At 70.3% G+C, this 25,813-nt stretch carries 29 protein-coding genes and 1 pseudogene; 11 read left to right on the top strand and 19 right to left on the bottom strand.

Annotated features, from left to right (window positions below; all coding sequences use genetic code 11):
* Positions 1–8: 8 nt before the first annotated feature.
* A complete protein-coding gene (dapC, locus tag ACFYL6_RS08065; RefSeq protein ID WP_387169526.1) occupies positions 9–1,115 on the bottom strand; it encodes a succinyldiaminopimelate transaminase in 1,107 nt (368 codons plus the stop codon).
* Complete coding sequence (fdxA, locus tag ACFYL6_RS08070; RefSeq protein ID WP_030490464.1) at positions 1,112–1,438, bottom strand: ferredoxin; 327 nt, start codon at positions 1,436–1,438, stop codon at positions 1,112–1,114. Before fdxA ends, dapC begins: the two co-directional genes overlap by 4 nt.
* A gap of 79 nt (positions 1,439–1,517) precedes the next feature.
* On the opposite strand from fdxA, the gene ACFYL6_RS08075 reads away from it, so the two are divergent.
* The gene (locus ACFYL6_RS08075; protein WP_387169045.1) at positions 1,518–2,489 is read left to right on the top strand and encodes a GNAT family N-acetyltransferase; all 972 of its coding nucleotides are present in this window, start codon (positions 1,518–1,520) and stop codon (positions 2,487–2,489) included.
* Positions 2,490–2,553: 64 nt separating this feature from the next.
* Here ACFYL6_RS08075 and ACFYL6_RS08080 read toward each other — a convergent pair whose 3' ends face one another.
* The 3 genes from ACFYL6_RS08080 to mshB all read right to left on the bottom strand — a co-directional run bounded on the left by ACFYL6_RS08080 (position 2,554) and on the right by mshB (position 4,525).
* Positions 2,554–3,018: a hypothetical protein gene (locus tag ACFYL6_RS08080; protein WP_387169048.1), complete on the bottom strand. Its 465-nt coding sequence runs from the start codon at positions 3,016–3,018 to the stop codon at positions 2,554–2,556.
* A gap of 125 nt (positions 3,019–3,143) precedes the next feature.
* Positions 3,144–3,581, bottom strand: a complete 438-nt coding sequence (locus ACFYL6_RS08085) for a hypothetical protein (protein WP_387169050.1) — start codon at positions 3,579–3,581, stop codon at positions 3,144–3,146.
* A gap of 17 nt (positions 3,582–3,598) precedes the next feature.
* Positions 3,599–4,525 carry an N-acetyl-1-D-myo-inositol-2-amino-2-deoxy-alpha-D-glucopyranoside deacetylase gene (gene mshB, locus ACFYL6_RS08090; protein WP_387169053.1) on the bottom strand — a complete coding sequence of 309 codons (927 nt, stop codon included), beginning with the start codon at positions 4,523–4,525 and terminating at the stop codon, positions 3,599–3,601.
* A gap of 86 nt (positions 4,526–4,611) precedes the next feature.
* Between mshB and ACFYL6_RS08095 the strand changes: the two genes are divergently transcribed.
* Positions 4,612–6,756: a prolyl oligopeptidase family serine peptidase gene (locus ACFYL6_RS08095; RefSeq protein ID WP_387169056.1), complete on the top strand. Its 2,145-nt coding sequence runs from the start codon at positions 4,612–4,614 to the stop codon at positions 6,754–6,756.
* Positions 6,757–6,789: 33 nt separating this feature from the next.
* Here the strand turns inward: ACFYL6_RS08095 and ACFYL6_RS08100 are convergent, their stop codons facing one another.
* From ACFYL6_RS08100 to ACFYL6_RS08110, 3 genes are all read right to left on the bottom strand, one after another.
* Positions 6,790–7,611: a hypothetical protein gene (locus ACFYL6_RS08100; RefSeq protein WP_387169059.1), complete on the bottom strand. Its 822-nt coding sequence runs from the start codon at positions 7,609–7,611 to the stop codon at positions 6,790–6,792.
* A gap of 158 nt (positions 7,612–7,769) precedes the next feature.
* Positions 7,770–8,432, bottom strand: a complete 663-nt coding sequence (locus tag ACFYL6_RS08105) for a dihydrofolate reductase family protein (RefSeq protein WP_387169063.1) — start codon at positions 8,430–8,432, stop codon at positions 7,770–7,772.
* A gap of 57 nt (positions 8,433–8,489) precedes the next feature.
* Entirely contained in the window at positions 8,490–9,212 is a 723-nt protein-coding gene (locus ACFYL6_RS08110) for a helix-turn-helix domain-containing protein (protein WP_387169066.1), read from the bottom strand.
* Between the two features lie 46 nt (positions 9,213–9,258).
* On the opposite strand from ACFYL6_RS08110, the gene ACFYL6_RS08115 reads away from it, so the two are divergent.
* Entirely contained in the window at positions 9,259–9,519 is a 261-nt protein-coding gene (locus ACFYL6_RS08115) for a DUF1737 domain-containing protein (RefSeq protein WP_387169069.1), read from the top strand.
* Positions 9,520–9,523: 4 nt separating this feature from the next.
* Here the strand turns inward: ACFYL6_RS08115 and ACFYL6_RS08120 are convergent, their stop codons facing one another.
* Positions 9,524–9,922: a winged helix-turn-helix transcriptional regulator gene (locus tag ACFYL6_RS08120; protein WP_387169072.1), complete on the bottom strand. Its 399-nt coding sequence runs from the start codon at positions 9,920–9,922 to the stop codon at positions 9,524–9,526.
* Between the two features lie 104 nt (positions 9,923–10,026).
* On the opposite strand from ACFYL6_RS08120, the gene ACFYL6_RS08125 reads away from it, so the two are divergent.
* Entirely contained in the window at positions 10,027–10,929 is a 903-nt protein-coding gene (locus ACFYL6_RS08125) for an NADP-dependent oxidoreductase (RefSeq protein WP_387169076.1), read from the top strand.
* Positions 10,930–10,993: 64 nt separating this feature from the next.
* Positions 10,994–11,980 (top strand): MerR family transcriptional regulator, encoded by a 987-nt coding sequence (locus ACFYL6_RS08130; RefSeq protein WP_387169079.1) that lies wholly within the window; start codon positions 10,994–10,996, stop codon positions 11,978–11,980.
* A gap of 129 nt (positions 11,981–12,109) precedes the next feature.
* Here ACFYL6_RS08130 and ACFYL6_RS08135 read toward each other — a convergent pair whose 3' ends face one another.
* Positions 12,110–12,343 carry a hypothetical protein gene (locus ACFYL6_RS08135; protein WP_387169082.1) on the bottom strand — a complete coding sequence of 78 codons (234 nt, stop codon included), beginning with the start codon at positions 12,341–12,343 and terminating at the stop codon, positions 12,110–12,112.
* 43 nt (positions 12,344–12,386) lie between these two features.
* Positions 12,387–13,013: an NADPH-dependent F420 reductase gene (locus tag ACFYL6_RS08140; protein WP_387169085.1), complete on the bottom strand. Its 627-nt coding sequence runs from the start codon at positions 13,011–13,013 to the stop codon at positions 12,387–12,389.
* Positions 13,014–13,098: 85 nt separating this feature from the next.
* Between ACFYL6_RS08140 and ACFYL6_RS08145 the strand changes: the two genes are divergently transcribed.
* Together ACFYL6_RS08145 and ACFYL6_RS08150 are read left to right on the top strand one after the other, a co-directional pair.
* Positions 13,099–13,479 carry a winged helix-turn-helix transcriptional regulator gene (locus ACFYL6_RS08145; protein WP_387169088.1) on the top strand — a complete coding sequence of 127 codons (381 nt, stop codon included), beginning with the start codon at positions 13,099–13,101 and terminating at the stop codon, positions 13,477–13,479.
* Positions 13,480–13,531: 52 nt separating this feature from the next.
* A pseudogene (locus ACFYL6_RS08150) lies at positions 13,532–13,642 on the top strand (MerR family transcriptional regulator); the annotation flags it as partial.
* Between the two features lie 30 nt (positions 13,643–13,672).
* Here the strand turns inward: ACFYL6_RS08150 and ACFYL6_RS08155 are convergent.
* Both ACFYL6_RS08155 and ACFYL6_RS08160 read right to left on the bottom strand, forming a co-directional pair.
* On the bottom strand, positions 13,673–14,845 hold the full coding sequence (locus ACFYL6_RS08155) for a helix-turn-helix domain-containing protein (protein WP_387169091.1): 1,173 nt from the start codon (positions 14,843–14,845) through the stop codon (positions 13,673–13,675).
* The gene (locus tag ACFYL6_RS08160; RefSeq protein ID WP_387169094.1) at positions 14,835–14,999 is read right to left on the bottom strand and encodes a hypothetical protein; all 165 of its coding nucleotides are present in this window, start codon (positions 14,997–14,999) and stop codon (positions 14,835–14,837) included. The genes ACFYL6_RS08155 and ACFYL6_RS08160 overlap by 11 nt, the downstream gene beginning before the upstream one ends.
* 152 nt (positions 15,000–15,151) lie before the next feature.
* Here ACFYL6_RS08160 and ACFYL6_RS08165 point away from each other — a divergent pair, with 152 nt between their 5' ends.
* Positions 15,152–15,895 carry a helix-turn-helix domain-containing protein gene (locus ACFYL6_RS08165; RefSeq protein ID WP_387169097.1) on the top strand — a complete coding sequence of 248 codons (744 nt, stop codon included), beginning with the start codon at positions 15,152–15,154 and terminating at the stop codon, positions 15,893–15,895.
* An 80-nt stretch (positions 15,896–15,975) separates the two neighbouring features.
* Here the strand turns inward: ACFYL6_RS08165 and pip are convergent, their stop codons facing one another.
* The 6 genes from pip to ACFYL6_RS08195 form a co-directional block, all read right to left on the bottom strand.
* Positions 15,976–16,929: a prolyl aminopeptidase gene (gene pip / locus ACFYL6_RS08170; protein ID WP_387169101.1), complete on the bottom strand. Its 954-nt coding sequence runs from the start codon at positions 16,927–16,929 to the stop codon at positions 15,976–15,978.
* A gap of 62 nt (positions 16,930–16,991) precedes the next feature.
* A complete protein-coding gene (locus ACFYL6_RS08175; protein ID WP_387169104.1) occupies positions 16,992–18,734 on the bottom strand; it encodes an ABC transporter substrate-binding protein in 1,743 nt (580 codons plus the stop codon).
* Positions 18,735–18,891: 157 nt separating this feature from the next.
* Positions 18,892–19,878 carry an ABC transporter permease gene (locus ACFYL6_RS08180; protein WP_088950090.1) on the bottom strand — a complete coding sequence of 329 codons (987 nt, stop codon included), beginning with the start codon at positions 19,876–19,878 and terminating at the stop codon, positions 18,892–18,894.
* Positions 19,879–19,889: 11 nt separating this feature from the next.
* Positions 19,890–20,897: an ABC transporter permease gene (locus ACFYL6_RS08185; protein ID WP_387169107.1), complete on the bottom strand. Its 1,008-nt coding sequence runs from the start codon at positions 20,895–20,897 to the stop codon at positions 19,890–19,892.
* Positions 20,894–21,949 (bottom strand): ABC transporter ATP-binding protein, encoded by a 1,056-nt coding sequence (locus tag ACFYL6_RS08190; RefSeq protein WP_387169110.1) that lies wholly within the window; start codon positions 21,947–21,949, stop codon positions 20,894–20,896. Before ACFYL6_RS08190 ends, ACFYL6_RS08185 begins: the two co-directional genes overlap by 4 nt.
* Complete coding sequence (locus ACFYL6_RS08195) at positions 21,946–23,028, bottom strand: ABC transporter ATP-binding protein (protein WP_387169528.1); 1,083 nt, start codon at positions 23,026–23,028, stop codon at positions 21,946–21,948. The genes ACFYL6_RS08190 and ACFYL6_RS08195 overlap by 4 nt, the downstream gene beginning before the upstream one ends.
* A gap of 659 nt (positions 23,029–23,687) precedes the next feature.
* On the opposite strand from ACFYL6_RS08195, the gene ACFYL6_RS08200 reads away from it, so the two are divergent.
* Genes ACFYL6_RS08200 through ACFYL6_RS08210 form a run of 3 tightly spaced genes read left to right on the top strand, consistent with a single transcriptional unit; the run spans position 23,688 to position 25,707 of the window.
* Positions 23,688–24,113 carry a Uma2 family endonuclease gene (locus ACFYL6_RS08200; RefSeq protein ID WP_387169112.1) on the top strand — a complete coding sequence of 142 codons (426 nt, stop codon included), beginning with the start codon at positions 23,688–23,690 and terminating at the stop codon, positions 24,111–24,113.
* 2 nt (positions 24,114–24,115) lie between these two features.
* Entirely contained in the window at positions 24,116–24,238 is a 123-nt protein-coding gene (locus tag ACFYL6_RS08205) for a hypothetical protein (RefSeq protein WP_387169115.1), read from the top strand.
* A gap of 32 nt (positions 24,239–24,270) precedes the next feature.
* On the top strand, positions 24,271–25,707 hold the full coding sequence (locus ACFYL6_RS08210; protein ID WP_387169118.1) for a TldD/PmbA family protein: 1,437 nt from the start codon (positions 24,271–24,273) through the stop codon (positions 25,705–25,707).
* The last annotated feature ends 106 nt before the right edge of the window (positions 25,708–25,813 follow it).

Consider the following 25,813-nt stretch of genomic DNA (forward strand, 5'->3'; position numbering starts at 1 on the left):
GCCCGGGGTCAGGCCCGGAGCCGGCCGGCGACCGCCGCGACGTGCTCGTCGGACTCGGTCAACGCAACCCGGACGTACTGCCCGGCGGTCGGGCCGTAGAAGACGCCGGCGGCGACCAGGATGCCGCGACGGGCCAGCCAGTCGACCGTCTGCCAGCAGTCCTCACCCCTGGTCAGCCAGAGGTACAGGCCCGCCTCGGAGTGCTCGACGGTGAACCCGGCACCGGTGAACGCCGCGGTGAGCACCTCCCGCCGGGCGCGGTAACGCTCCCGCTGCTCCTCGGCGTGTCGCTCGTCGTCCAGCGCCGCCACCATGGCCGCCTGCACCGGTGCGGGCACGATCATGCCGGCGTGCTTGCGGACCTTGAGCAGCTCGGCGACGAGCGCCGGGTCGCCGGCGACGAAGCCGGCCCGGTAGCCGGCGAGGTTGGACCGCTTGGAGAGCGAGTGCACGGCGAGCACCCCGGCATAGCTCCCCCCGCTGACCTGCGGAGACAGCACCGAAACCGGCTCGGCCGACCAGCCCAGTGGCAGGTAGCACTCGTCACTCGCGACCACCGCGCCACGTTCGCGGGCCCAGTCGACCACCTTGCGCAGGTGCGCCGCGGGCAGCACCCGGCCGGTCGGGTTGCCGGGCGAGTTGACCCAGACCAACCGGACCCGCGAGGTCGGCCCGACCGACGTGAGCGAGTCGGTACGGACGACGGTGGCGCCGGCCAGCCGGGCGCCGTCCTCGTAGGTCGGGTACGCGACCGACGGCACCACCACCACGTCACCCGGGCCGATGCCGAGCAGGGTGGGCAGCCAGGCCACCAGCTCCTTCGAGCCGATGGTCGGCAGCACACCGAGACCGTCGACGCCGGCGCCACAGGCTCGGGACACCCACGCCGCGATCGCTGCCCGCAGCGCCGGCGTGCCGGCGGTCAGCGGGTAACCGGGAGCGTCGGACGCGTCAGCCAACGCCCGCCTGATCACCTCGGGCACCGGGTCGACAGGCGTACCCATGGAGAGGTTGATCAGGCCCTCCGGATGCGCCGCGGCCAGCGTGGCCGCGGCGTCCAGGGTGTCCCAGGTGAACTCGGGCAGCCGCGACGAGACCGGCGCGGGCCGGTTCAGTGGCCCTCGCCGCGCGGCGGCTGCGCGGCGACGAAGGTGGCGTCCTTCTCCACCTTGCCGACCTTCGAGGCGCCACCGGGCGAGCCCAGGTCCTCGAAGAACTCGTAGTTCGCGCCGGTGTAGTCCTTCCACTGCTCCGGGACGTCGTCCTCGTAGAAGATCGCCTCCACGGGGCAGACGGGCTCACAGGCACCACAGTCGACGCACTCGTCGGGGTGGATGTAGAGCATCCGATTGCCCTCGTAAATGCAGTCGACCGGGCACTCCTCGATGCATGCCTTGTCGAGCACATCTACGCACGGCTCGGCGATGATGTAGGTCACCGGTCTTCTCCTCCGCAAGACTCGCCGCGATCTCCCGCGACGGTAAGAGCCTAGTATCTCGCCGGGGAGGGGGTCGATCGTGCTCCGACAGCAGGATGTGGGACACCGAATCGTGGTCCGCCGGATTGTGGGGATTCGCGAAGGCCGCCCGCAATTCTCCGATGCCCTCGGCGAGCTGGTCGAGCTGAGCGAGACTCATCTCACGCTCGCCACCGCGCAGGGGCCGCTACGGGTCCCGGTGGCGCAGGTCCACCGCGCCAAGCGCGTACCGCCGACCCGTCGGCCGACCGCCGCCGCGGTCGTGGCGCTGGAGCGGGCCGCCGACGAGGCCTGGCCGGCACCGACCCGGGGCCGGCTCGGTGACTGGCTGCTCCGATCGGCCGAGGGCTGGACCGGTCGCGCCAACTCCGCGCTGCCGATCGGCGACCCGGACCGGCCACTGGCCGCAGCGGTCGACGCGGTGGAACGCTGGTACGCCGAGCTGGGCCAACCCGCCTTGATCAACACGCCGCTGCCCCTCGCCGCACCGGTCGGCGCCGAACTGGACGCCCGCGGCTGGACCGCCCGCCCGCCGACGCTGGTGCAGACCGCGCCGCTCCCCCTGCTGGCCTCGACGCCGGCCAACGGCCAGGCCGACGGGTCGGGCAGTGCGGTCGTCGAGCTGGCCACCGCGCCCAGCGACGAGTGGCTGGCCGTCGCCGCCGGCCGCAAGGGCGGCCTGCCGGACTCCGCCCGGCACATCCTCACCGCCGTGGACCAGGTCCGCTTCGCCCACGTGTACGCCGACGACGCCCTGGTGGCAGTCGGCCGGGGCACGGTGACCGGCCAGGGGCGCTGGCTGGGCCTCAGCCTGATCGAGGTCCTACCGGCGGCCCGCCGACAGGGGTTGGCCCGTCGCGTGATCCACGAACTTGCCGGCTGGGGCGCGTCCGCCGGCGCGACGCACGCGTTCCTCCAGGTCGAGCAGCGCAACGCGGCGGCGGTCGCGCTCTACCAGCGGCTCGGCCTCGTCACCCACCACACCTACCTGACCCGAGTCGCCCCAGACTGACCCCGCCCGTCGTCGGGCGGCCCGGTGCGGCGTGCGGCCGGGCAAGGCGGCCCGGGCTGGGCGGTCAGCGGCGGACGACTCGGCGGGGCTTGGCCGCCTTGACCTCGGCGTACCGCTTGAGCTGCTGAGAGCGGTAGTCACGGCCGAGCGCGGTGAGCACCAGATAGCCGATGAGCAACCCGGCGCCGGTGGCGAGCAGGTAGAGCCAGATCTGGGCGAAGAACGTCGCCGCACCGCCGGTGAACGGGTTGTGACCGACCAGCAGGGGCCCGACCAGCACGGTCAGCAGCATCGCCACCGGCACCACGAGGGCCATGTCGGCGGCCCAGCCCGCCAGCGGTCGGCGACGCCCCCAACGGAAGGCGACCACGGCGAGGATCAGCCCGATCACCGTGAACATCGCCAGCGACACCCGGTCGGCGGCGGTGTCGTCACCGTCGAAGCCGAACCGGGTGATCAGTCGGGCGACCACGTTGACCGCGAACAGAGCTGCTACCAGCACCCCGAGGTCACGCCACCGCTTGTCCATCGCCGGACCCTCCTGCCGTACGCCCCGTCGCGGGGCTCGCATCCCTGGCAGGAATATCTACCACCCTTACCTGGGAGACGTCATCACCCAAAGGCAGCCGACGGCAACCCAGGAGCAACCCGGCGTCAGCCGCCGAGCGTGGGCGGCTGCGGGGCGAGGATCTGCCGGAAGCCCATCACCGCGAAGGTCATCGCGCCGGCCACGATCATGGCCAGCCCGACCCAGTTGTCGCCGGCCAGGAGCAGGTCGCCCTCGTTGGTCCGGATGGCGGCGACCGCCATCAGCGCGAACCACGGCACCGCCGGCAGCGCCACCGCCCAGCGACGGCCGACCGCCTCGTACGCGAACCAGCTCAGCACGATGTTGGCGCCGATGGCGAGGAGTACCGACACGCCGATCAGTTGCCCGCCGACGCGGACCGTGGCGAGCAGCAGCTCCAGCACGCCGGTCAGCACTCCGGCGAGGACCACGACGATCGCACCGGCCAGCCGGACGCCCAGGTCCAGCAGTCGCGGCGGTGGCCCCGCCGGGGGCGGGGCTTCCTGGTCGTCCACGACCGTCATCGGTGCGGCCGGCAGCGTCACCGGAGACCCGCCGCCGCGACCGGGGACCGGTCCGGGGCGGTCTCCGCGGGTAGGCCGGCGAAGAGGTCGTTCTCCCAGCCGTACGGCCCGGTGCCCGGGCCCTTCTCGCCGACCGCGAGGGTGAAGAACTCCACGCCCATGAACTCGCCGCCGAAGTTACCGGCGATCGAGTAGAGCCAGGAGTTGGCCGGGATCTGGGTGGCGTGCGCCCGCATCGCGGCCTCCTTGGCCGTGTGCTGGTCGGTGCCGTCGATCCGGGCGGCGATCTGCGCGTCCGGGGTGCCGAAGGGCAGGTCGGCGATGTCCTCGATGCCGCCGAACGGGTTGTCGGAGGACTCGGCGAAGTGCGTCATGCCAGCCTCCAGGACGCTGAGCGGCATGGCCGTCCAGTAGACCTTCAGCGGGGCGCAGCCCTCGGCCTCGGCCAGCTCGACGGCGCGCATGGCCACCCGGTGCGCCTGGATGTGGTCGGGGTGGCCGTAGAAGCCGTTCGGGTCGTACGTGACCAGCACCTGCGGGCGTACCTCTCGCATGATCTCCACGAGATGCCCGGCGGCCTCGTCGAGGTCGGCCTGCCAGAACGCGCGGGGGTGCTCGTTGGTCGCCAGCCCCATCATCCCGGAGTCGCGGTAGCGGCCGGCACCGCCGAGGAAGCGGTGGTCGCTGACGCCGAGCGCGGCGCACGCGGCGGCCAGTTCGGCGACGCGGTACCCACCGAGCTGGTCGGCCTCGGCGGCGGCGAGCTGCGCCAGCGCGGGCACGTGGATCTCGCCCTCCTCGCCGAGCGTGCAGGTCACCAGCGTGACGTGCGCGCCCTCGGCGGCGTAGTGGGCCATCGTCGAGCCGGTGCCGATCGACTCGTCGTCGGGGTGCGCGTGGACCAGCAGCAGGCGGCGGTCGGGCAGCATCGTCACGACGGTCACTCTAACTGGCGGTCCGGCCTGGCCAACGTCGACGCGTCCACCCAGGTCGGCCACATCACCTCCGCTCCGGCTCTACGATTTGGCGTGTGGACTTTCCGGAGCTGGCCGCCCGCACCCGCCGGTTCAGCCACGGCGCGCCACGCGCTGTCTCGGTGGCTGAGGACGGCTCCCGGGTGATCTTCCTGCGCTCCGCCGGCCCCGAGGACCCGGCGGACGCGCTCTGGCTGCTGGACGTGGCCACCGGCGAGGAGCGGCTGGTCGCCGATCCGGCGACCCTGCTGGGCGAGGGTGGGGACGTCCGGTCCCTCTCCCCCGGTGAACGCGCGCTGCGCGAGCGGCTGCGGCTCAGCGCCGCCGGCATCGGCTCGTACGCCTTGGACGCGGCCGGCCGGGTTGCGGTGTTCGCGCTGGCCGGGCGGTTGTTCCGGGCCGATCTGGTGCACGGCGACGTGGTGGAGGTGGCGGCCGTCGGCCCGGTGCTCGACCCTCGTCCGGACCCGAGCGGGCAGTGCCTGGCGTACGTGACGGACGCGGCCGAGGGTGTGCGCCGGGGTGAGCTGCGGGTGATCGACCCGGACGGCACCGACACCCTGCTGGCCGGCGAGGACGCCGGGGTGAGCTGGGGGTTGGCCGAGCACATCGCGGCCGAGGAGTTCGGCCGGTTCCGGGGGTACTGGTGGGCGCCGGACGGTCGCTCGGTGCTCGCCGCCCGGGTCGACGAGTCCCGGCTGGAGCGGTGGCACCTGCACGACCCGGCGGAGCCGGCGAGCGCGCCGACCGCCGTCGCGTACCCCCGGGCCGGTGGGCCGAACGCCGAGGTCAGCCTGCACCTGCTGGACCTGGACGACGGCTGGGTCGACGTGCACTGGGACCGGGAGACCTACCCGTACCTGACCGGGGTCAGCTGGGGTGAGGGCAGTCCGTTGATCACCGTGCTGCGCCGATCGCAGCAGCACGGGCTGGTGCTGGCGGTGGACCCGCGGACGGGTGAGACGCAGGTGCACGCCGAGCTGGCCGATCCGCGCTGGGTCGAACCGATCGCCGGCACCCCGGCCCACCTGCCGGACGGCCGGGTGCTGGTCGGTGGCGAGCTGGCCCACGACGGGTACGACGCCCGGTGCCTGTTCGCGGACGGCACCCTGCTCACCCCGCCGTCGCTGTACGTCCGGCGGGTGGTGGGCCGGCTGCCGGCCGCCGCCGGCCCGGCCGACCTGCTGGTGGAGGCGAGCGACGGCGAGCCGAGCGAGCGGCACCTGTTCCGGGTCCGCACCACCATCGGCGGTGGGGTGGACGCGCGTCGGCTCACCACCGACTCCGGTTGGTACACCGCCGCGGTGGGCGGGGACGTGCTGGCCGTCGGCGTCGCGTCGCTGGACCATGCGGGGGTGCGCTGGACGGTGCGCCGCGGCGATCAGGAGATCGCCGAGCTGCGCTCGTTCGCCGCCACCCCGCCGTACTCTCCGCTGCCCCTGCTGGAACGGGTGACCGATCGGCGGCTGCCGGCGGCGGTGCTCTACCCGGACAACCACGTGACGGGCCGGCGGCTGCCGGTGCTGCTGGACATCTACGGCGGCCCGGGGCACCAGGAGGTCGTGGCGGCGCGGGCCGCGTGGTTGGAGCGGCAGTGGTGGGCCGACGCCGGGTTCGCGGTGGTCACCATCGACAACCGGGGTACGCCGGGCGTGGCGCCGTCGTTCGAGAAGGCGATCCACCGGCGGGTCGCCGACGTGATCCTGACCGACCAGATCGACGCGCTGACCGCGCTCGCCGGTAAACACCCGGACCTGGATCTGGGCCGGGTGGGGGTGCGCGGTTGGTCGTTCGGCGGGTGGCTGGCCGGGTTGGCGGTGCTGCGCCACCCGGAGCTGTTCAAGTGCGGGATCGCGGGCGCCCCGGTGACCGACTGGGCGCTGTACGACACCGCGTACACCGAGCGTTATCTGGGGTTGCCGGAAGACGGCCTGGACATCTACGCGCACCACTCGCTGGTCGAGTTGGCCGCCGAACCGGTCACCGGGCCGGACCAGGCCCGCCCGTTGCTGCTGGTGCACGGGATGGCCGACGACAACGTGGTGGCCGCGCACACGCTCCGGCTCTCCGCGGCCCTGCTGAGCAGCGGCCGGCCGCACGCCGTGCTGCCGTTGACCGGGGCCACCCACCTGGCCGCGAACGGCACCGCCGAGCGGCTGCTCCCCCTGGAACTGGATTTCCTCCGCACCCACCTACGGTGACTGCCGTCGCGGGCCTTTCTGACTGATCGGGAGTCAAGGGCGGGTCAGGGATCTCAGCTTGTCACTGATGTCGATCTGGAAAGTGGTCTGCATGTCTTCGTACGGCGTGGGTGAGACAGATTCCACCAGTCCACCCCTCACGTCGTGGCTGTGGCCGTCCGCGACCAACTGGCAGGGCAGGTCGCCCTTTTCCAGGTCGGCGAGGAACACGTCGGCCCGCACATTGTCCTGGCCCTCGGCGTCGGGGAAGGTGAAGGTCGTCACGCGGTACAGCAGCATGTAGCGCTTGTGCAGCCCGAGGTCGAGGATCTTCCGGAGCCTCTGAACCGGGTCCTTCTCGGCCCCGAGGTACGGCTCGTCGCCGTACTGGCTGGTCACCGTGAATTCGTTGGTGCCGAGTGGTCCCTGCGGGCCGGTGATCCACAGGCCGCGGACGAGCCAGCCCGGCGGCACGGCGAACCTGCTGAGGGTCGACCCGGGGTTGTCCACTATCCGCTCCGGCGTTCCGGCCTCGGTTGTCGCCGCGATGTCGACGTTTCCGCCCTTGTCCGGGCTGTTGTAGCTGACCGAGGCTCGGCTGGTGGGGTCGAACCAGATGAACTCCGGTCGCGGGTCCAGCCTTCGGGCACACGATGCCTTGCCGGTGCCCTTCGCCGGCACCTTCGCCACCGCGGCGGCGAGCGCCGCGCGCCGTTGCTCGAAGCGGGGCTGGTACTCCTTGAGCACCTCTTTCATCGACCCGTCGATCCGCTGCGGCTCGCTCTGCCCGCCGCCGGGGTCGCAGCCGGTGAACAGCATCGCGGCCAGGACCGCCACCGTGCTCAGGACGGCGCGGTTCCACCTGTCACAGCGCATCGAAGCCCCTTGACGCCCTCGCACCCCACAAGTGTGCCCGCTCGACGACTTCGGCGCCGATGTGCCGTCGCTGAGCCTGCTGCGTGCGGTCACGGCCCGAGGTGTGGCAGTGACCTGTCCAGCAGAAACGAAAAAGTCCCCTACCGACCGCGTTGCCGCTACGGAGATAGGACTGGCGTCGAGCTCCCATCTTTTACGGCGTACGCGCCCGCCGAAATCACTCCGAGGGTCGTGGGGGTCAGAGTCAGCGAGACGACCCCGCCGGGCAACATCCGCGCGCTCCCCTCGGGGGTTGCGAAGGTCGCGGGCGTCGCTCCGTCCGGGAACAGGCGCTTTCCGGCTCCGACGACGACCGGGTACTGGAGCAGCCGGTAGAGGTCGACAAGTCCGGCCTGGTGCAGCGCCTGCACGAGCTTCCAACTGCCGTGGACCTGGAGCTCCTTGCCGGGAAGCTCCTTGAGCCGGCGCACGTCGTCGACGACGCCAGTGCGGAGGACCGTCGTCGGGCTCCAGTCGGCTTCCCTGTCCGTCAACGTCTCGCTGACGACATACTTTGGCAGTGCGTTCAGCTTGGTAGCGATCAGATCGCCAGGTGCGGTGACCTTCGGCCAGTACCCACCGAGCAGGCCGTAGCTCGTGCGGCCGAAGAGGAACGCGTCCGCCTCACGGAACCAGCCCTCGACGACCTCGTTGGTGTGCGCAGATGCATACGGGACCAGCCACCCGCCACGGTCGAAGCCGCCCGAGCGGTCCTCGTCGGGAGCTCCCGGCCCTTGCATGACTCCGTCGAGACTAACGAAGACGTTGACGCTGAGCAGCACGATTCTCCTCCGAATTACGCATCGCGGACAGCCGCCGGGGCGACCTGCGATCGGAGGTTAGCTGCCTGCCCACGGGCCGATCTTGTACAAGAACGACATCCTCGCGTCGTCGCCCGCCTGCAGCCCCCGCGCGGTGCGCCCGACGTAGCGCCGCAGCGCATGTGCCAGGTGAGCCTGGTCGAAGTACCCCAGCGCCTCGACGACCGCGCGCCAGTCGCGCCCATCGCGCAACATCGTGGCTGCGGCGTTCACGCGGTCGATCTGCGTCACGGCGGTTTGCGAGAGGCCAGTAGTCGCGCGGTATCGCCGCTGAAGGGTTCGTTTGGACGGATGGCCCTCGATGTGCCCGGTGAAGTCCTCCTCAACCTTCAGACGTGATCGCACCAGCAGACCGGCGTCCCGCAGGCGCCGGACGAACTGCTCGACGTTCTCGTACGTCGGCGCTTCCCAGTCCGCGCCGCCGATGACTACCCGGCCTGAGTCCGTCACCGGGAAGGGCACGTACCCGTCGACGATTGAGGCCGCGGGATGCGGCCGAAGGACGGTGCCGAGCGCGAGCCGGATACCGAGGAACTCGGCGTTCGGCGGGACCGGCGCAGTGGTCGCCCTGGTCTCCGGCCCGCGCAGGCTCGCGAGTAGCTGCCCCTGTATCCGCGTGAGTATCAGTTGACAGCACGTACGCGCCGCGGAAGTCATCGTGTCTTCGGCATCGCTACAGGTGCGCCACACGCGGTCGACGACGCTCGCGTCCGTCTCGGTGTCACGGTGCTCGAATCGCAAGCCCAAGGCCTCCTCCACACAATCCGGCGGCAGGGACAATGCAGGTGTGTCGGATTCCACGAACCCGCTCGGCTACCGCCTCATCACCGGGCCCGATGATGCCGAATTCTGCGCCCGCGTCAGCGCGCTTCTCGATCAGGGCTATCAGCTGCACGGGTCGCCGGCGCTGACCTTCGACGGCGAACGCGTCATCGCCGGTCAAGCGTTGGTGCTGTCGCACTCTGTCGGCTCCGAGGCGCCCGAGGAAGCGCCAGGTAGAGATGGCGGGCCCGCGGCGGGCTCAACACCGGGCGAGGCGACTTCCTAAGTTCTCAGGGGCGTTCGTCGTACTGGACCCGGGCTTCGAAGACGCGGTCCATGTGCGTCTCCGCCCAGTCCTTGATCGCGATCATGACCGGGAACAGTTCATGGCCGAGCGGGGTGAGCTCGTAGTCGACGCGGACCGGGACCGAGGCGGTGACCGTGCGGGTGACCAGACCGTCGCGCTCCAGTGTCCGCAGGGTCTGGGTGAGCATCTTCTGGCTGACGCCGGCGATGCGGTGGGCGAGCTCGCCGTGCCGCTGCGGGCCGTCGACGAGCGCTGGGATCACCAGGGCGACCCACTTGTCGGTGAGCCTGCTCAGCAGCTCGCGGGTCGGGCACTGGTCCAGGAATGCGTCGTAGTCGCGTTTGGCCTGTTCGCGGCGTTGCGCTGCGGTCGACGTCGCCATCTTTCCTCCATTGGTGCCCTAGGCACTTTACGGTACCTACTTTCTCATAGTGCCGATGATTCGTACCGTCGTGGTGATCACGAAATCCCACGAAGGAGACGACGATGCGCGCAGTCAGCTATGACAAGTTCGGAGGGCCGGAGGTTCTGCACGTGGCCGACGTTCCGGTGCCCGAGCCCGGGCCGGGGCAGGTGCGGGTGCGGGTCGCGGCCTCAGTTGTCCATCCGGTCGATCTGATGGTCCGCTCCGGCCGGTTCCCGGCCCCGTTGCCGACCGGTCTGCCGTACACGCCCGGCTGGGACGTTGCCGGCAGCGTCGACGCGGTCGGCCCATCGGTCGACGAGTTCACGATCGGCGACGAGGTCATCGGCTTCTCGCCGTGGCTACAGACCACGGTCGGCGCGCACGCGGAGTACGTGGTCCTCGACGCCGCCTGGCTGACCTCCGCGCCGGCCGGCGTCCCCGCCACCGAGGCGGCGACCCTGCCTACCAATGGCCTCGCCGCCGCCCAGGCACTCGACCTGCTCGCGCTCCCGGCGGGTTCGACAGTGCTGGTCACCGGCGCCGCCGGACAGGTCGGTGGGTTCGTCCTGGCGCTGGCCCGGGCGACCGGTCTGCACGCCACGGGACTCGCCGGGGCCGGCGACCGCGAGTTCGTCGAGTCGCTGGGCGCGGCGTTCCTGTCGCGCGCCGACGATCCGACGGGGACGTTCGACGCGGTCGTCGACCTGGCGGTGATCGGCTCCTCGCTGCTGGACCTCGTCCGGGACGGCGGCGGCTACGTGGCCGCGTCACCCCCGCTTCGCCCGGAGCCGGTACGGGGAATCCGGACCCTCGCCCTGGAGGTGCTACCGGACGGAACGCGGCTGGGCGAACTGGTCAAGCTGGTCACCAGCGGCGACATCCCGCTCCGGGTCGCTGACGTGTACCCCTTCGCCGACGCGGCGACCGCCCACGAGCGGCTGGCCCAGGGCGGCGTCCGCGGCGGTGTGGTGATCGTCCCCTGATCCGCGGCGGAAGCTCGACGAGGGGCTTGCATCTCAAGCCGCTTGAGATCGCATAGTGGGCGTCGTGGACAGAAACGAGCTGTACGCCATCGGAGATGTTGCCCGGCGGACCGGCCTGAGCGTCAGCGCCGTCCGGTACTACGCGGACGTCGGTGTCGTCACGCCGGCCGCCAGCACCCCGGCCGGCCACCGCCTGTACGACGTGTCGGCCATCGCCCGACTGGAACTGGTCCGGACGCTACGGGAACTCGACGCCGGCCTGGACGAGATCCGGCGGGTGCTGGCCGGCGAGGCGACGCTGCGCGAGCTGGCCGCTACCCACCTGGCCCTGCTGGAACGGCAGGAGGCACGGCTACGCAGCCGCCGCGCGGTGCTGTCGGCCATCCTGCGCCAAGACTCCACGGCCGAGCAGGTCACGCTGATGCACAAGCTGGTTGGCCTGTCGGACGAGGAACGCGACCGGCTGATCGACGAGTTCTGGACCGAGGTCTCCGCCGGCTGGGAGCCGCCGGACCGGATGGTCGAGTGGTGGCGGGCGGCCCGGCCGGAGCTGCCCGACCATCCCAGCGCGGCCCAGCTGGAGGCGTGGATCGAGCTGGCCGAGCTGGTCCGGGACACCGAGGTCCGGCAGGCCGTACGCCGTGAGCTGCACGAGGCGTGCACCACCGGGGCCGGGCCGCTGATGACCTCGTCGCCGATGCTGGACGCCCTGGAAGCGGGCGCGGCGATCGGCCAGCCGGTGATGGACGCGGCGCGCGAGGCGGTGCCGCCGGACTCGCCCAGGGGGCGGGAGATCGCCGACCAGTGGATCGGGTGGCTGACCGGCATCTTCGCGACACCGGACAGCCCCGGGATCCCGGACACGCCCGAATTCCGGATCCAGACGGCCGACCAGATGCTGAAGGGCGCGGAGTGGGAACGCACGGAGCCGGAAGGACCGTTCGACCGGTACATGGAACTCGTCTCCACAGTCAACAACGCGCCGCCGGAACGGTTCCCGTACGAGTGGCTGGCCGACGCACTGCGCGCGTCCGCCGCACCGACTCCCTGACCGGCGACACGCGACGCGCGCTCTCATGATCGCACTCGATCCAGGATCGAGTGGTATCCCGGCACCAAATGGCCACTCCATCCAGGATCGAGCATGACCTTGGCCGCCATCTGGGCTGAACCGCCATGCTCACAGCACCCCGAGGCCGATGGCGAGCTGGGTGATCGTCGGTGGGGCGCGCGGGTCGCGGGCGACCTGGGCGACCACGTCCCGGGCGGCCGGCCGGAAGCGGATCTCGGCGGGTGCGATGCGCTCGGCCCGCAACAGGACCCGGGCCGCGTAGGCGGTGTCGTCCGTCTGAAGATAGGCGCGTGCCGCGTCGATCAGGTGCGCCGAACGATGAACCTCCGCCGCCCAGTTCATGCCGGTGGCCGGGCGCTCAGGGCTGTTGCGAAGTTTCGTCTGCTCACGATGACGGAACCGCCGGGAGCGCCGACTGCGGGTCGACGCCGGCGAACGCGAGCCCGATGACGAAGCCGGCGACCTCCTCCAGTTGGCGTGCCCGGTCCAGCCCGCCAAGTACGGCAGGAATGCCTCCGACGTCGCGTACGAGCGAGCCGACGATCTCCAGCGCTCCGGGGTCGTCCCCGCACATCGCGACCGTTGCGGGTGTCGACGCGGGTGCCGTCCACCGCGTCGATGGGAACAGATGGAACGCCTTAACCACGTGAGCGCCGGGAGCGAGTTCGGCGACGTGCTGCGCAATCGCGCGTCCGGATCGCGTCCGCAGCACACCGATGCCATGCTCGACCGCGTTCGTCGGATCGATGAGCGGCTTACCGGCGAGCGACCCGGCGGGTGCGCCGGCCGCCGGGAGGATGTCGGCGATGCCCTCCCAGTGCACGGAGAGCAGGACGGCGTCGGCGTCCGCGACCACTTCGGATAGCCGTCGAGCACGACCTCCGGATGCCTTCGCCGCGATCTCCGCGCGCTCGGGCGAGCGGCCGCCGATGCTGATGTGATGTCCGGCCCGGGTCCAGCCGGTGGCCAGCGCCGTGGCGAGGGTTCCGGTGCCGAGAATTCCGATACGCATGACGTCAGACTCTAGGAAATCCAATGCGAACCGATCGGGTCGTTACGCACCACCAGGTGCGTATCGGCCGTGACACGATGACCGCATGTCTCCTCACACGGACGGCGACTGCGTGGATTTCGTGGCGGACTGCCGGCTGCGAATGGGAACTGACCTGTTCACGCATGTGTGGGATCCGGTGATCCTGGCCGCTCTCGCCGCCGGCCCGCAACGTCGCCGCGCTCTCCGGGCGAAGATCGGCGGCATCAGCGACAAGGCTCTCACCGAAGCACTCCACCGGCTCGTCACCAACGGCCTGATCGAACGGAGGTCGTACGCCGAGTCGCCTCCCAGAGTCGACTACGCGTTGACACCCCTCGGTCGGACCTTCGCCGACGGCCCTATGCGGGCACTCGCCGAATGGATCACCCGCTACGGCGACGAGCTTTTCGAGGCGCAGGAACAGATGCGCCTGGCGTACCCCTGACGCCTCCGCCCGGCCGCACTCGTCGTTGAGTCGTCCGGCAGTCCTCTCCAATCCGGACACGCCCGAGTTCCGGATCCAGACGGCCGACCACATGCTGAAAGGCGCGCAGTGGGAACGCACGGAGCCGGACGGACGGTTCGACCGGTACATGGAACTCGTGACCTTGGGCGCCATCTGGGGTGGACCGCCATGCTCACAGCACCCCGAGGCCGATGGCGAGCTGGGTGATCGTCGGTGGGGCGCCCGGGTCGCGGGCGACCTGGGCGACCACGTCCCGGCCGGCCGGCCGGAAGCGGATCTCGGCGGGTGCTACGCGTTCGGCCCGCAACAGGACCCGGGCCGCGTTGGCGGTGTCGTCCGTCTGGAGATAGGCGCGTGCCGCGTCGATCAGGTGCGCGGCGCGGTGCTCGACCGGCAGCCACCGCCACCCGTCCCGCCCGATCGCCTTTTCGTGCCGGGCGACCGCCTGTGGCCCGTCGCCCAACTCCACGGCGGCGGCGACCCGTGCCAACTCGACGGCGGTCGGCCCGAACGCCGTCCGGTAATGGTCGTGGCCGTCGCCCACCTGGACGGCCAGCCCGGCGGCCTCGTCCAGTAGCTCACCGACCACCCGGTCGTCACCCGCCCTGGCCGCGATCTGGGCGGCCTGCACCAGCAGCGATCCACGCAGCGACAACCCTTCCGGCGTGCCAGCGGCGATTTGGGAAGCAGCGGCGAGCATCACCGGCCCTGCCCGAGCCGATGCCCGCAGTACCTGACCCAACTGCACCGCCGCGCAGGCCAGCAACATCCGGTCATCGGCGGCGGCCGACATCGCCCGATCGGCGGCCAACCAGGCGAGGATCCCCTCGTCCAGCTTGACCAGCAGTGCCGCAGTCACCCGATACCCCTCCACCACCGCCGCCCGCCCGGCCTCCGGATCCTGCGCGTAGGCGCGGTGGACCTCGGTCACCAACGCGGGCAACAGCTCGACCAGACGCGGGTACCGGGCGTGCTGGAAGGTCATCCACGCGTGCCGCACCTCGCGAACCAACCCATCGGGCGACATCACCTCCTGGTCCGTCGGGCGACAAAAAGCCATTGGGTACGCCGACAGCGCGGCCCGAATCCGCGCCACGCCCTCGCGACGCTCAGCCGACCCGGCGGGTTGGACATCACCACCGAGCAGGACTGCGGGATCGACCCTCAGCACCGCCGCGATCTCCCGGATGGTCGACACCCGCTCCAAGGAACGGACCCCACGCTCGACCTTGTCCACCCAGCTCTTCGACTTGCCCAAACGATCCGCGAACGACTGCTGCGACAACCTCCGCCGCACCCGCAGGTAGGCGACTCGTCGACCGATCGGCAGCGGATCACCGCTCACCACGCCACCGCCGATCCGGCAGCGCCCGAGTCGTCTCCTGAACCGGTATCCGCTCCGCCTCGGCCTGCGCGAGCAAACGGCGTTTGGCCTCTTCCCGTTCCGCGGCGTCGATCTGCTCACCCGTGCTGACCGGCTCGTCGTCGGAACTGGGCATCATCACCTCCGCTGCTGGGCGCATCGGCAGGCTCAGCCGTCGCGTGCCATCCACAATGACGCCGAGCCGTCGCTAGGCGCGACGGCACAGAGCGCGACATCCCGGGCACTCTCTGGACGACATTAGGGCGACACACCGCTATTGTGGCGAACATGAATGCCCCGAACACCGCCCTGCGCGCGGTACGCACCGGGATGCGCATGAGCCAGGATGACTTCGCCCGCGCGCTTCAGGCCGCCGGCCGCCGCGTCGGCGAGCCCAACGACGCCAACAAGAGACTCGTCCAACGCTGGGAGTCCGGCGCGATCGCCGCACCACGGCCCGTGTACGCCCGCGCCCTGGAGGTCGTCACCGGCCTGCCGGTCTCACTGCTCGGCTTCGCCGCGATACCCAATGGCCAGGTCGCCGATGACCAGCACGGCGGGCACGACCTGGCCTCACCCATGTCCAGCCTGGCAACACCAACGCCCAAGCCACTCGCGGTTCATGGGTCGTACGAGGGCGTCTGGCTCAGCCGCTACCAGTACCACTCCAGTGGCCGGGGAAATTCATTCGCCGGTCAGCACTTCGTCGTCGTACTCCAGCACGGGGACCGACTGACCGTGCGAAGCCTTCCCGGCTCGGCGGCGTCGTCGCTGTCAATGGATCTCACTCTCGACGGTGCCGTGGTCACCGGCACCTGGGTGGAACAGACCGACCCCGCCGGCTACTACCGAGGTGCCCGGTACCACGGCGCAATCCAGCTACTGGTGGAGCCGACCGGCCGACGGATGGCCGGGAAATGGGTCGGGTTCGGCAAGGACATGGACGTCAACACCGGGCCGTGGGAGCTGACCTTTCGGGATGCTTCCACGTCCAAGGCGACGCTCGACCAGTACAACACCTCGCCCGAATAGCACGCTTCGCCGACCAATTCGCAGCCACGCGGATGGCGTAGGACCGATTCGCCCTCAGAGGCTGTTACGCCGCCTCAAGATCATCCTGGCGAAAGGAACTGGGTGGTGGCTTCGATGAGCAGGCTGCGGGTGCCAGGTTCGGAGCCGCTGTGGCCCGCGCCCTCCACGATGTGGAACTTCGCCTCAGGCCAGACCCGATGCAGGTCCCAGGCTTGGTTCGGCGGCGTCTTGATGTCGTAGCGGCCGTTCACGATGACCGTCGGGATGTGTCGAACGCGGTCGACTCCCGCCAGGAGACCTTCCGGCGGGAGGAAGCCGCCATTGCTGATGTAGTGGTGTGTGATGCGGGCGAACGCCAACAGGCTGGTGTCGTCGATGCCGGGCGGCGTCATCGGCAGCAGGGTGTTGGCCGAGAGCTCCCAGCTCATCCAGGCGCGGGCCGCCGGGCCGTGGACCGCGGGGTCGGGGTCGGAAATGCGGCGGCCGTAGGCCCCGACAAGGTCGTCCTGCTCCTTCACGGGGATCGCAGCACGAAACGCCTCCCACTCGGCGGGAAACAGATGCGCCGCGCCCGCCGGGGTGAACGCCCATGCCTCGTCTGACCTGCGAACCAGCCACACGCCACGGAGCACGAGTTCGGTGACCCGCTCGGGATGGGCCTGCGCGTAGGCCAGGCCGAGGGTGCTGCCCCAACTGCCGCCGAAGACGAGCCAGCGCTCGATCCCCAGGTGCTCGCGTAGCCGCTCGATGTCCGCCACCAGGTTCGGGGTGGTGTTGTGTTCCAGTGACGTCTTCGGGTCGCCCGCGAAGGGCCGGCTGCGACCGCAGTTTCGCTGGTCGAACAGCACGACCCGGTAGCCGGACGGGTCGAAGTACCGCCGATTGTCCGGGAGCAGGCCACCGCCGGGGCCGCCGTGCAGAAACACCGCGGGTTTGCCGCCGGGATTTCCGCACAGTTCCCAGTAGAGCTCATTACCGTGGCCGACGCTGATCATCCCGGAGTCGTACGGCTCGATGGGCGGATACCAGTCCATGACAGCAGGGTCCCCTCCCGACGGCGCTGTCGGAAGGGGACCCTGCTGGTCTGCGGTGTGACTTACGGCTTGACGTGCGCGTTCACGAACGACGGGTAGCCGAAGACGCTGGAGATGAAGATCCCGCCGGCCTTGGACCCGTGCACGTTGTAGGCCACGTCGACGAAGAGCGGCACCACCGGCGCGTGCTCCTTCATGATCCGCTCGTCGAGCTTGGCCCACTCCGGGCCCTGGTCGGCTGCGGGCATGGCCTGGATGCGGTCCATCTCGGCGTTGATCGCCGGGTCGTTGAAGTAGGCCTGGTTGCTGTTGCCCTCGGCCTTGATCGAGCGGCCGTCGTAGAGCACCGGCAGGATCGAGGCCCCGCTCGGCCAGTCCGCCGCCCAGTTACCGATGTACAGGTCCCAGGGGTTGTCCTTCTTCTTGATCTCGTCGAGCTTCGCGTCGTCGGAGATGTTCCGCAGCGTGATCTTGAAGCCGGCCCGTTCCAGGTTGGCCTTGAGCTGGGCGCCCTGCTGCTGCTCGGTGGAGTTGTCGGCGACACCGAGGACCAGCTCCGGCGTCTTCCCGCCGAGCAGTTCCTTGGCCTTGTCGACGTTGCCGTTGGCACCCGCCGGGTACGCGTCGTACGCCTTGTAGCCGATGGTGGCCGACGGCATCAGCGTGGTCAGCGGCGCGGCGACGGTCTGCCCGCCCATCGCCTTGATCAGACCCTCGCGGTCGATGGCGTAGTTCAACGCCTGGCGGACCTTCAGGTCGGTGACCCGCTGGTTGTTGATGACCAGCTGGTTGGCGCTCGGGGTCGGGGAGAGGATGCTGCGCGACTTGAGCGTGGCGTCCCCGGCCACCTTGGCGACCAGTGACGCGGGCACGGTGTTGAAGGCGAGCGCGCTCTGGTCGGCGCCGTTGTCGGCGATCACCCGGTTGTTGGCGGCGTCCGCGGTCGGGCCGAAGCTCCAGACGAACTGGTCCGGGTACTGGTGCCGGACCGGGTCGGTCTTCGGGTCCCAGTTGGGGTTTCGGTCCAGGGTGAGCTGCACCCCGACCTGGTTCTTGGCGACCTTGTACGGGCCGGACGAGAACGGCTGCTTGTCCAGGTCGACGCCGGTGTCCTTGTCGGCGGGCAGCGGCGCGGTGGTCGGCAGTGAGACCGCGAACGGCAGGTCACAGCGCGGCTTGGCGAACTCGAAGCGCAGCGTCTTGGCGTCCGGGGTGGAGAGGCCCGGCGGCAGCGACGTCTTGTTCTTCTTGAAGTCCCACTTGGTGTCGAACTGCGCGGTGTCGGCCAGCCACTCCTGGATGTAGGTCGGGCCGCCGGACAGGTCCGGGTCGAAGGACCGGGCGATGCCGTACGCGATCTCCTTGGAGGTGATCGGCCGGCCGTCCTCGAACTTCACCCCGTCCTTGATCGTGAATTCCCAGACCTTGCAGTCGTTGTTGACGTTCTTGCCCGGCGTCTCGGCCAGGTCGCCGACCAGGACCAGGCCGCCCTTGCCGTCGTCCTTCCAGGTGGTCAGGTAGCGCGACCACAGGGGGTTGGCCATCAGACCGGCGAACGAGTACGTCCGCTGCGGGTCCAGGTGGGAGATCGGCGACTCCCGGATGACGCTGAAGACGCCGCCCTTCGCAGCACCGCTCACCTCGGCCGCTGGCCCCTGCGAGTCCTTGGGGTCGGTCGCGATGACCCCGGTCTGCTTCCGGTCGGTGTCCACCGTGGTGCCCTCGCCCGTGTTCTTCGAGCACGCACCCAATGCCACAACCAGAGCGATCGCGCCGCCTGCGGCAACCGCCACGCGTGGTCGCATGAAGTACCTCCTTCACCCATGTGCCGTGCGGTTTCGTCGGGGCGAGAACCGCCGACGTCCCGAGGATCGTAAGGAAGAAAACCTACGAGTTGTGTAACAGTTGTCGATAACTTTCGCCACCAGCCCAGCCCCGGTCACCCGCTGGTCAGCTACCGGGTCAGCGCAGCCGCACCCGGGGGTCGATGGCCGCGTAGAGCAGGTCCACCAGCACGTTCGCCAGCACCACGAAGACCGCGGCGATCAGCACGGTAGCCATGATGGTGGGCAGATCACCCGAGCGCACCGCGTCCACCGCCGTACGCCCCAGCCCCTGGATGCCGAACGTCGTCTCGGTGATCACCGTCCCGCCCAGCGCACCTCCCACGTCCAGCCCGGCGATCGTCACCACCGGGGTGATCGCCGCGCGCAGCGCGTGTCGCCCGTACACCTTGGGTTTGGCCAGGCCCTTGGCCCGCGCGGTCCGGACGAAGTCCTCCGACAGCGTCTCCAACATCTGCGCCCGCGACAACCGGGCGTAGATGGCCGAGAAGAGGAAGGCCAGCGCCACCCAGGCCAGCACCAACCCGCTGGCCCACTTCGCCGGGTTGTCGAAGAGGGAGGTGTAGCTCGGCACCGGCAGCAGCCGCAGGTTGTAGACGAACACCAGCAGCAGCACCGCACCCACGAAGTACAGCTGCAACGAGGCGCCGGTCAGCGAGAAGCCGATCGCCAGCCGGTCCAGCCAGGTGCCCCGACGCAGGGCGGACACCATGCCGAGCCCGACGCCGAGCAGCAACCAGAGGATGGCCGCCGGGATCACGATGCTCAGCGTCACCGGCAGCACCCGGGCGATGGTGTCCGAGACCGCCTCGTTGGTGACGTACGACCAGCCCAGGCAGGGCGCGTCGCACCGGCCACCCTGGGCGCTGCCCAGGTCCCGACCGGTCACGATGCCCTTCATGTAACCGGCGTACTGGCTGACCAGCGGGTCGTTGAGGCCCAGGTCGTCGCGGACCCGCTCCAGCCGTTCCGGGTTGCAGTTCTTCGAGCAGATGCTGCTGACCGGGTCACGCGGCAGTGCGAAGAACATCAGGAACGTCAACACGCTCACCGCGAAGAGGGTCAGCGTGGCGGAGAAGAGTCGCTTGAGCAGAAATCGCGCCATGATTTTGACCCCTACCGGGACGACTTCGGGTCGAGCGCGTCCCGCAACGCGTCGCCGAAGAGGTTGAAGGCGAACACCAGCGCGAAGATCATGATGCCCGGGAAGAACACGTACGCCGGGTCGGTCTGGAGGAAGTCCAGACTGCGGTAGATCATTCGGCCGAAGCTGGGCGTTTCGTCGCTGAGGCCGACGCCGATGAACGACAGCGCCGCCTCGCTGGTGATGAACTGCGGCACCGCCAGGGAGAACGACACCAGGATCGGCGCCCAGATGTTCGGCAGCAACTGCCGGAAGAGCATGTGCCCCAGCCCGGCGCCGCTGGCCCGGGCCGCCTCCACGAACTCCCGCTCGCGCAACGCGATGACCTGTCCGCGAACCAGCCGGGCCGTACTGGTCCAGCCGAAGATGGCGAAGACGGCGATCAGCACCCCCACCCCGAAGGCGGACGACACCTGCCCCCGCTCACCGTAGAAGCGCAGCGTGATGGTGGGCGTGAGCGCCAGCGCGATGATCAAAAAGGGCATGGCCAGGGTCAGGTCGGTGATCCAGTTGATCACCGCGTCGAGCCAGCCGCCGAGGTAGCCGGCGAGCGCGCCCAACACGATCCCGATCGTCGCGGTGATCAGGGCCGCCGCGAACGCGATGAACAGCGAGGTCCGCAGCCCGTAGATCAGCCGGATGAAGATGTCCCGGCCCAACCCCGGCTCCAGACCGAACCAGTGCTCGCCGCTGACACCGCCGGCGTAACCCAGGGGCATGCCGAAGCCGTCCAGCATGTTCTGGAACTGCTCCCGCGGGCCGATCCCGTAGACCATCTCGATCAGCGGGGCGGCCAACCCCAACAACAGGAAGAACACCAGGAGTACGCCGCTGACCACCGCCGTCCGGTCACGGCGCAGCCGCAGCCAGGCGAGCTGACCGGGCGAACGTCCGACGACGCCCTTCACGGCGGGCCCGCCCGGGTCGGTGCCGGACTCGATCTCGGCCAGCGCCACACCCTCCACCGGGGAGAGACTCACGACGACACCTCCTCGATGATCGGGGCCACCACCGCGGGGCTCGTGCTGGCCGTTTCCCCTTCCGGGCTCGTGCTGGCCGCTTCCCCTTCCGGGAAGTGACACGCGGTGGCCTGCCGGCCGCCGTCGCGCGGGACCAGCGCCGGTTCCTCGGCGGCGCAGATGCCCTGCGCCTTCCAGCACCGGGTACGGAACCGGCAGCCCGACGGCGGGTCCAGCGGGGTGGGCACGTCACCGGTCAGCCGGATCCGACCCGCCGGGCCGAGCTGCGTGACGTCCGGGATCGCCGAGAGCAACGCCCGGGTGTACGGGTGCTGCGGGCGCTCGTAGATGTCCGCCCGGTCGCCGATCTCCACGATCCGACCGAGGTACATCACCGCGACCCGCTGGCAGAAGTGCCGGACCACGGCCAGGTCGTGCGCGATGAACACGAAGGCCAGGCCGAGCTCGCGTTGCAGGTCGCGCAGCAGGTTGACGACCTGCGCCTGGATCGAGACGTCCAGCGCGCTCACCGGCTCGTCCGCGACGATCAGCTTCGGCCGCAGGGCCAACGCGCGGGCGATGCCGATGCGCTGGCGTTGACCGCCGGAGAACTCGTGCGGATAGCGGTTGTAGTGCTCCGGGTTCAGCCCGACCAGCTCCAGCAACTCCTGCACCCGGGCCTTGATCCCGCCCGGCGGCTTGATGCCGTTGACCTGCAGGGGCATCGCCACGATCCGGCCCACGGTGTGCCGAGGGTTCAGCGAGGCGTACGGGTCCTGGAAGATGATCTGGAGTTCCTGCCGCAGCGGGCGCAACTCGCGGCGACCGGCGTGCGTGATGTCCCGCCCGTCGAACTCGATGCTGCCGCTCGTCGGCTCCAGCAACCGCACCAGCATCCGGCCGGTGGTGGTCTTGCCGCAGCCCGACTCCCCCACCAGGCCGAGCGTCTCGCCCGGGCGCACGTCGAAGTCGAGCCCGTCCACCGCCCGCACCAGACCGGTGGCGCGCAGCCCCTGGCGTACCGGGAAGTGCTTGCTCAGGCCGCGTACCCGCAGCAGTGGTTCGTCGGTCATCGGGCCACCCCCACGGATGCGATGTCCTCGGCGTAGAACGTGGCGCGCTCCTCGGCGCCGAGGTGGCAGGCGACCAGGTGGCCGTCGGCCCCGGCTGGGTCGGCTGGGCCGGTCCCGCCGGCTGGGCGCAGTTCGGGCACCTCAGTGCGGGACCGGCTGCCGGCGCGGTCCGCGTACCGGCAGCGCGGGTGGAACGCGCAGCCCGACGGAAGGTTGATCAGGCTGGGCGGGTTGCCGGGAATGGGCACCAGGTCCGCGTCCGCGTCGCCGTGCAGCGACGGCACGCTGGAGAGCAACCCCCAGGTGTACGGATGCTGCGGCGCCCGGAGCACCTGCTCGACGCTGCCCCGCTCGACGGCACGCCCGCCGTACATGACCAGCACGTCGTCGGCGACCTGGCCGACCACGCCGAGGTCGTGGGTGATCAGGATGATCGCGGAGTGGAACTCGGCCTGGAGGTCGGCGAGCAGGTCCAGGATCTGCGCCTGCACGGTCACGTCCAGCGCGGTGGTCGGCTCGTCGGCGATCAGCAGCGCCGGGTCGTTGACCAGGGACATCGCGATCATCGCCCGCTGACGCATCCCGCCGGAGAACTCGTGCGGGTACTGGTCGAAGCGGCGCGCCGGCTGCGGGATGCCGACCCGGTCCAACATGTCGACCGCCCGCTGGCGGGCCTCCCGCCGGTTGGCCTTCGGGTGGTGCACCCGGTACGCCTCGGCGATCTGCCGGCCCACCGTGTAGTACGGGTGCAGTGCCGACAGTGGATCCTGGAAGATCATCGCCATGTCCCGGCCGCGCAGCCGGCGCACCTCCTCGTCGCCGAGGCCGACCACCTGCCGGCCGCCGACGGAGATCTCCCCCGTGATGGTGGTCCGTTTCGGGTCATGCAGGCCGAGGATGGCCAGCGAGGTGACACTCTTGCCGGAGCCCGACTCACCGACGATGCCGAGGGTGCGGCCCCGCTCGACGGCGAACGACACCCCGTCGACCGCGCGCACCACGCCGTCCTCGGTGTCGAAGCGAACCCGAAGGTCATCCACCCGCAGGTAGGCGTCCTGGTCGGAGCGCTGCGCCGGCACGGCGGGGCGGTCGTCCGGCTCGCCGGACGGCGAGGGTTCCGAGCTGTCCACGGCCACCTCCCTCAGTGACGAAGGGAACTTACAGGAAAGTCCCGAGGGTGAAAATAAGCTACAAAGTCGGCACGTGTCAGCGGGCCCGAGCGTAACGAGTCGGCATCGGCCCCGCACCCCCGTCACCTCGCCATCCACGCCCGTTCATCCCGCGCCCCGCGCCCCCGCGCCAAGATCTCCGCAACTTCCCCGAAGTTGCGGCCTCCGACGCACCGGAGACAGCAACATCCCTGGTACTGCGCGGATCTTGATGACAGACACCGCCCCCGAGAGCAGGAGCGGGGTCCGGTGCGTCCACCGCCGCCAAGGTCACGCTCGAACCAGGATGTAGTGGCATCGTCGACGCGCCGATACCACTACAACCAGGATGTTGCACGATCTTGCGGCTCGCGGAGCGACGCGGCTGGGCGGAGCGGGCGACGTCGGCGGCGTCAAGGTCGTGGTCGAACCAGGATGTGCGGCCACGCAGCTCCGGGAACCACTACATCTACGATCGAGCGCGATCTTGTTAGCTCAACCTTGGCGATCAACCATCTGAGCGGATATTTCATCTCGTGCTCGCACGTCGGGTGCGACCTCGGCGATCCGGAATGAGCTGCACTGGGCCAGTGATTCCCGTCGGCATTCTTGGCCGCGCGCTGCCATGGACCGAATCGGAGTACCTCGCCCTCGGTGAGACCGCCCAGCGGATAGAACTCCTCGACGGCAGCCTGCTCATCGGACCACCGCCGTCGGTCCGGCACCAGGCGATCGTCGGTGGCCTGGCGGCCGCGTTGGAACCCGGCTGCGCAGCAGCGGACCGCACCCTGCTCCCGGTGATCAACCTGCGCCTGAACCGCACGCGGATCCTCAACCCCGACCTGGTGGTGACGGCGGAGCTGGATCTCACGGTCGACTGCGTGCCGGCGGACGCGGTCCTGCTGGTCGGTGAGGTCAGCGCACCACACACCGCCACCATCAACCGGGTGCTGAAGCCGCACCTGTACGCCGCGGCCGGATCGGGTGGTATCTGCTCGTCGAGCAGAAGAGCCTGACCGTGAACCTCTACCAGCTAGCGGGCGCTGACTACGTAGAGCGGTCGACGACCCAGGCCGGCGAGGTGTTGGAGTTGGCGGAGCCGGTGCGGGCCACCATCCGGCCGGAGGATCTGCTGGCCTGACGGGTGTCGGTCGGCTGGCCTAGGGTCGGTCCATGACCGAGTTCGACGCGGCCACCGCCGCCGTTCAGGCAGCCCTCGACGCGGGCGCCCGGTACGCCGACGCCCGGGTGATGCACCGCCGCTACGAGTCGATGACCGCGCGCAACGGTGACGTGGAGGAGCTGACCCAGGACGAGAGCATCGGGCTCGGGGTCCGAGCGTTGGTCGGGGCGAGTTGGGGCTTCCACGCCGTACCCGATCTGTCTGACGCCGCCGCCCGGGACGCCGGCCGGCGTGCGACGCGGACCGCCATGGCGAGCGCGCGGGTGCCGGGCCCTCCGGTCGACCTGGTGCCGGTCGAGGCGGTCACCGCGAGCTGGGCCTCCGGCTGCCAGATCGACCCGCTCGGGGTGCCCCTGTCGGCCAAGGGCGATCTGCTGGTCGACGCGACCCGCACGATGGCCGAGCACGGCGCGGACCTGGCCGAGGGCCTGTACCAGATCTGGGACACCGCGAAGTGGTTCGTCTCCAGCGAGGGCCACCGGATCGACCAGCGGATCCGCGAGTGCGGCGGCGGCATCTCGGCCACCTCGATCGGTGACGGCGAGACGCAGCGCCGGTCCTGGCCGAGCTACCGGGGGCAGTACGGCACCACCGGGTGGGAGCTGGTCGAGTCGCTCGATCTGGCCGCGCACGCCGCGCAGATCGCCGAGGAGTCCAGGGCGCTACTCACCGCCCCGCCCTGCCCGGCCGGCGAGACGGACCTGATCCTCGGCGGCGAGCAGTTGGCCCTGCAGATCCACGAGTCGGTCGGGCACGCCATCGAGTTGGACCGGATCCTCGGCTGGGAGGCGGCGTTCGCCGGCACGTCCTGGCTGGACCTGGCCCAGCTCGGCTCGCTGCGCTACGGCTCGGAGCTGATGAACATCACCATCGACCCGACGATCCCGGGTGCGCTCGGCAGCTTCGGCTTCGACGACGAGGGTTCCCCGGCGGTCAAGCGGGACGCGGTCCGGGACGGTCGCTGGGTGGGTGTGCTCGCCGGCCGGGATTCCGCCGCGATGGCCAGCCTCGACCACGGCGGCAGCGTACGGGCCGACGGGTGGGCCCGGCTGCCGATGGTGCGGATGACCAATGTCGGCCTGGAACCCGGCCCGCACACCCTGGAGGAGATCATCGCGGCCACCGACGACGGCGTGCTGATGGACCTCAACCGGTCCTGGTCGATCGACGACAAGCGGCTCAACTTCCAGTTCGGCTGCGAGGTCGGCTGGGAGATCAAGAAGGGGCGGCGGGGGCGGATGCTGCGCAATCCCACGTACACCGGGATCGGCCCCCTGTTCTGGCGCTCGATGGACATGCTCTCCGGCGAGACGGTCTCCTGGGGGACGCCGAACTGCGGCAAGGGCCAGCCCGGCCAGATCGGGCACACCGGCCATCCGGCCGCGCCGGCCCGGTTCCGCAACGTCCGCGTGGGAGTGTCAGCGTGAGCGCGAGGAGTGAGCCGGGTTTGCGAGCCCCGCAGTCGCGAACGAAAGGCGGCTCAGCGTGAGCGCGAGGAGTGAGCCGGGTTTGCGAGCCCCGCAGTCGCGAACG

The sequence above is a fragment of the Micromonospora sp. NPDC007208 genome, from assembly GCF_042869175.1.
Taxonomy (GTDB): Bacteria; Actinomycetota; Actinomycetes; order Mycobacteriales; family Micromonosporaceae; genus Micromonospora; species Micromonospora foliorum.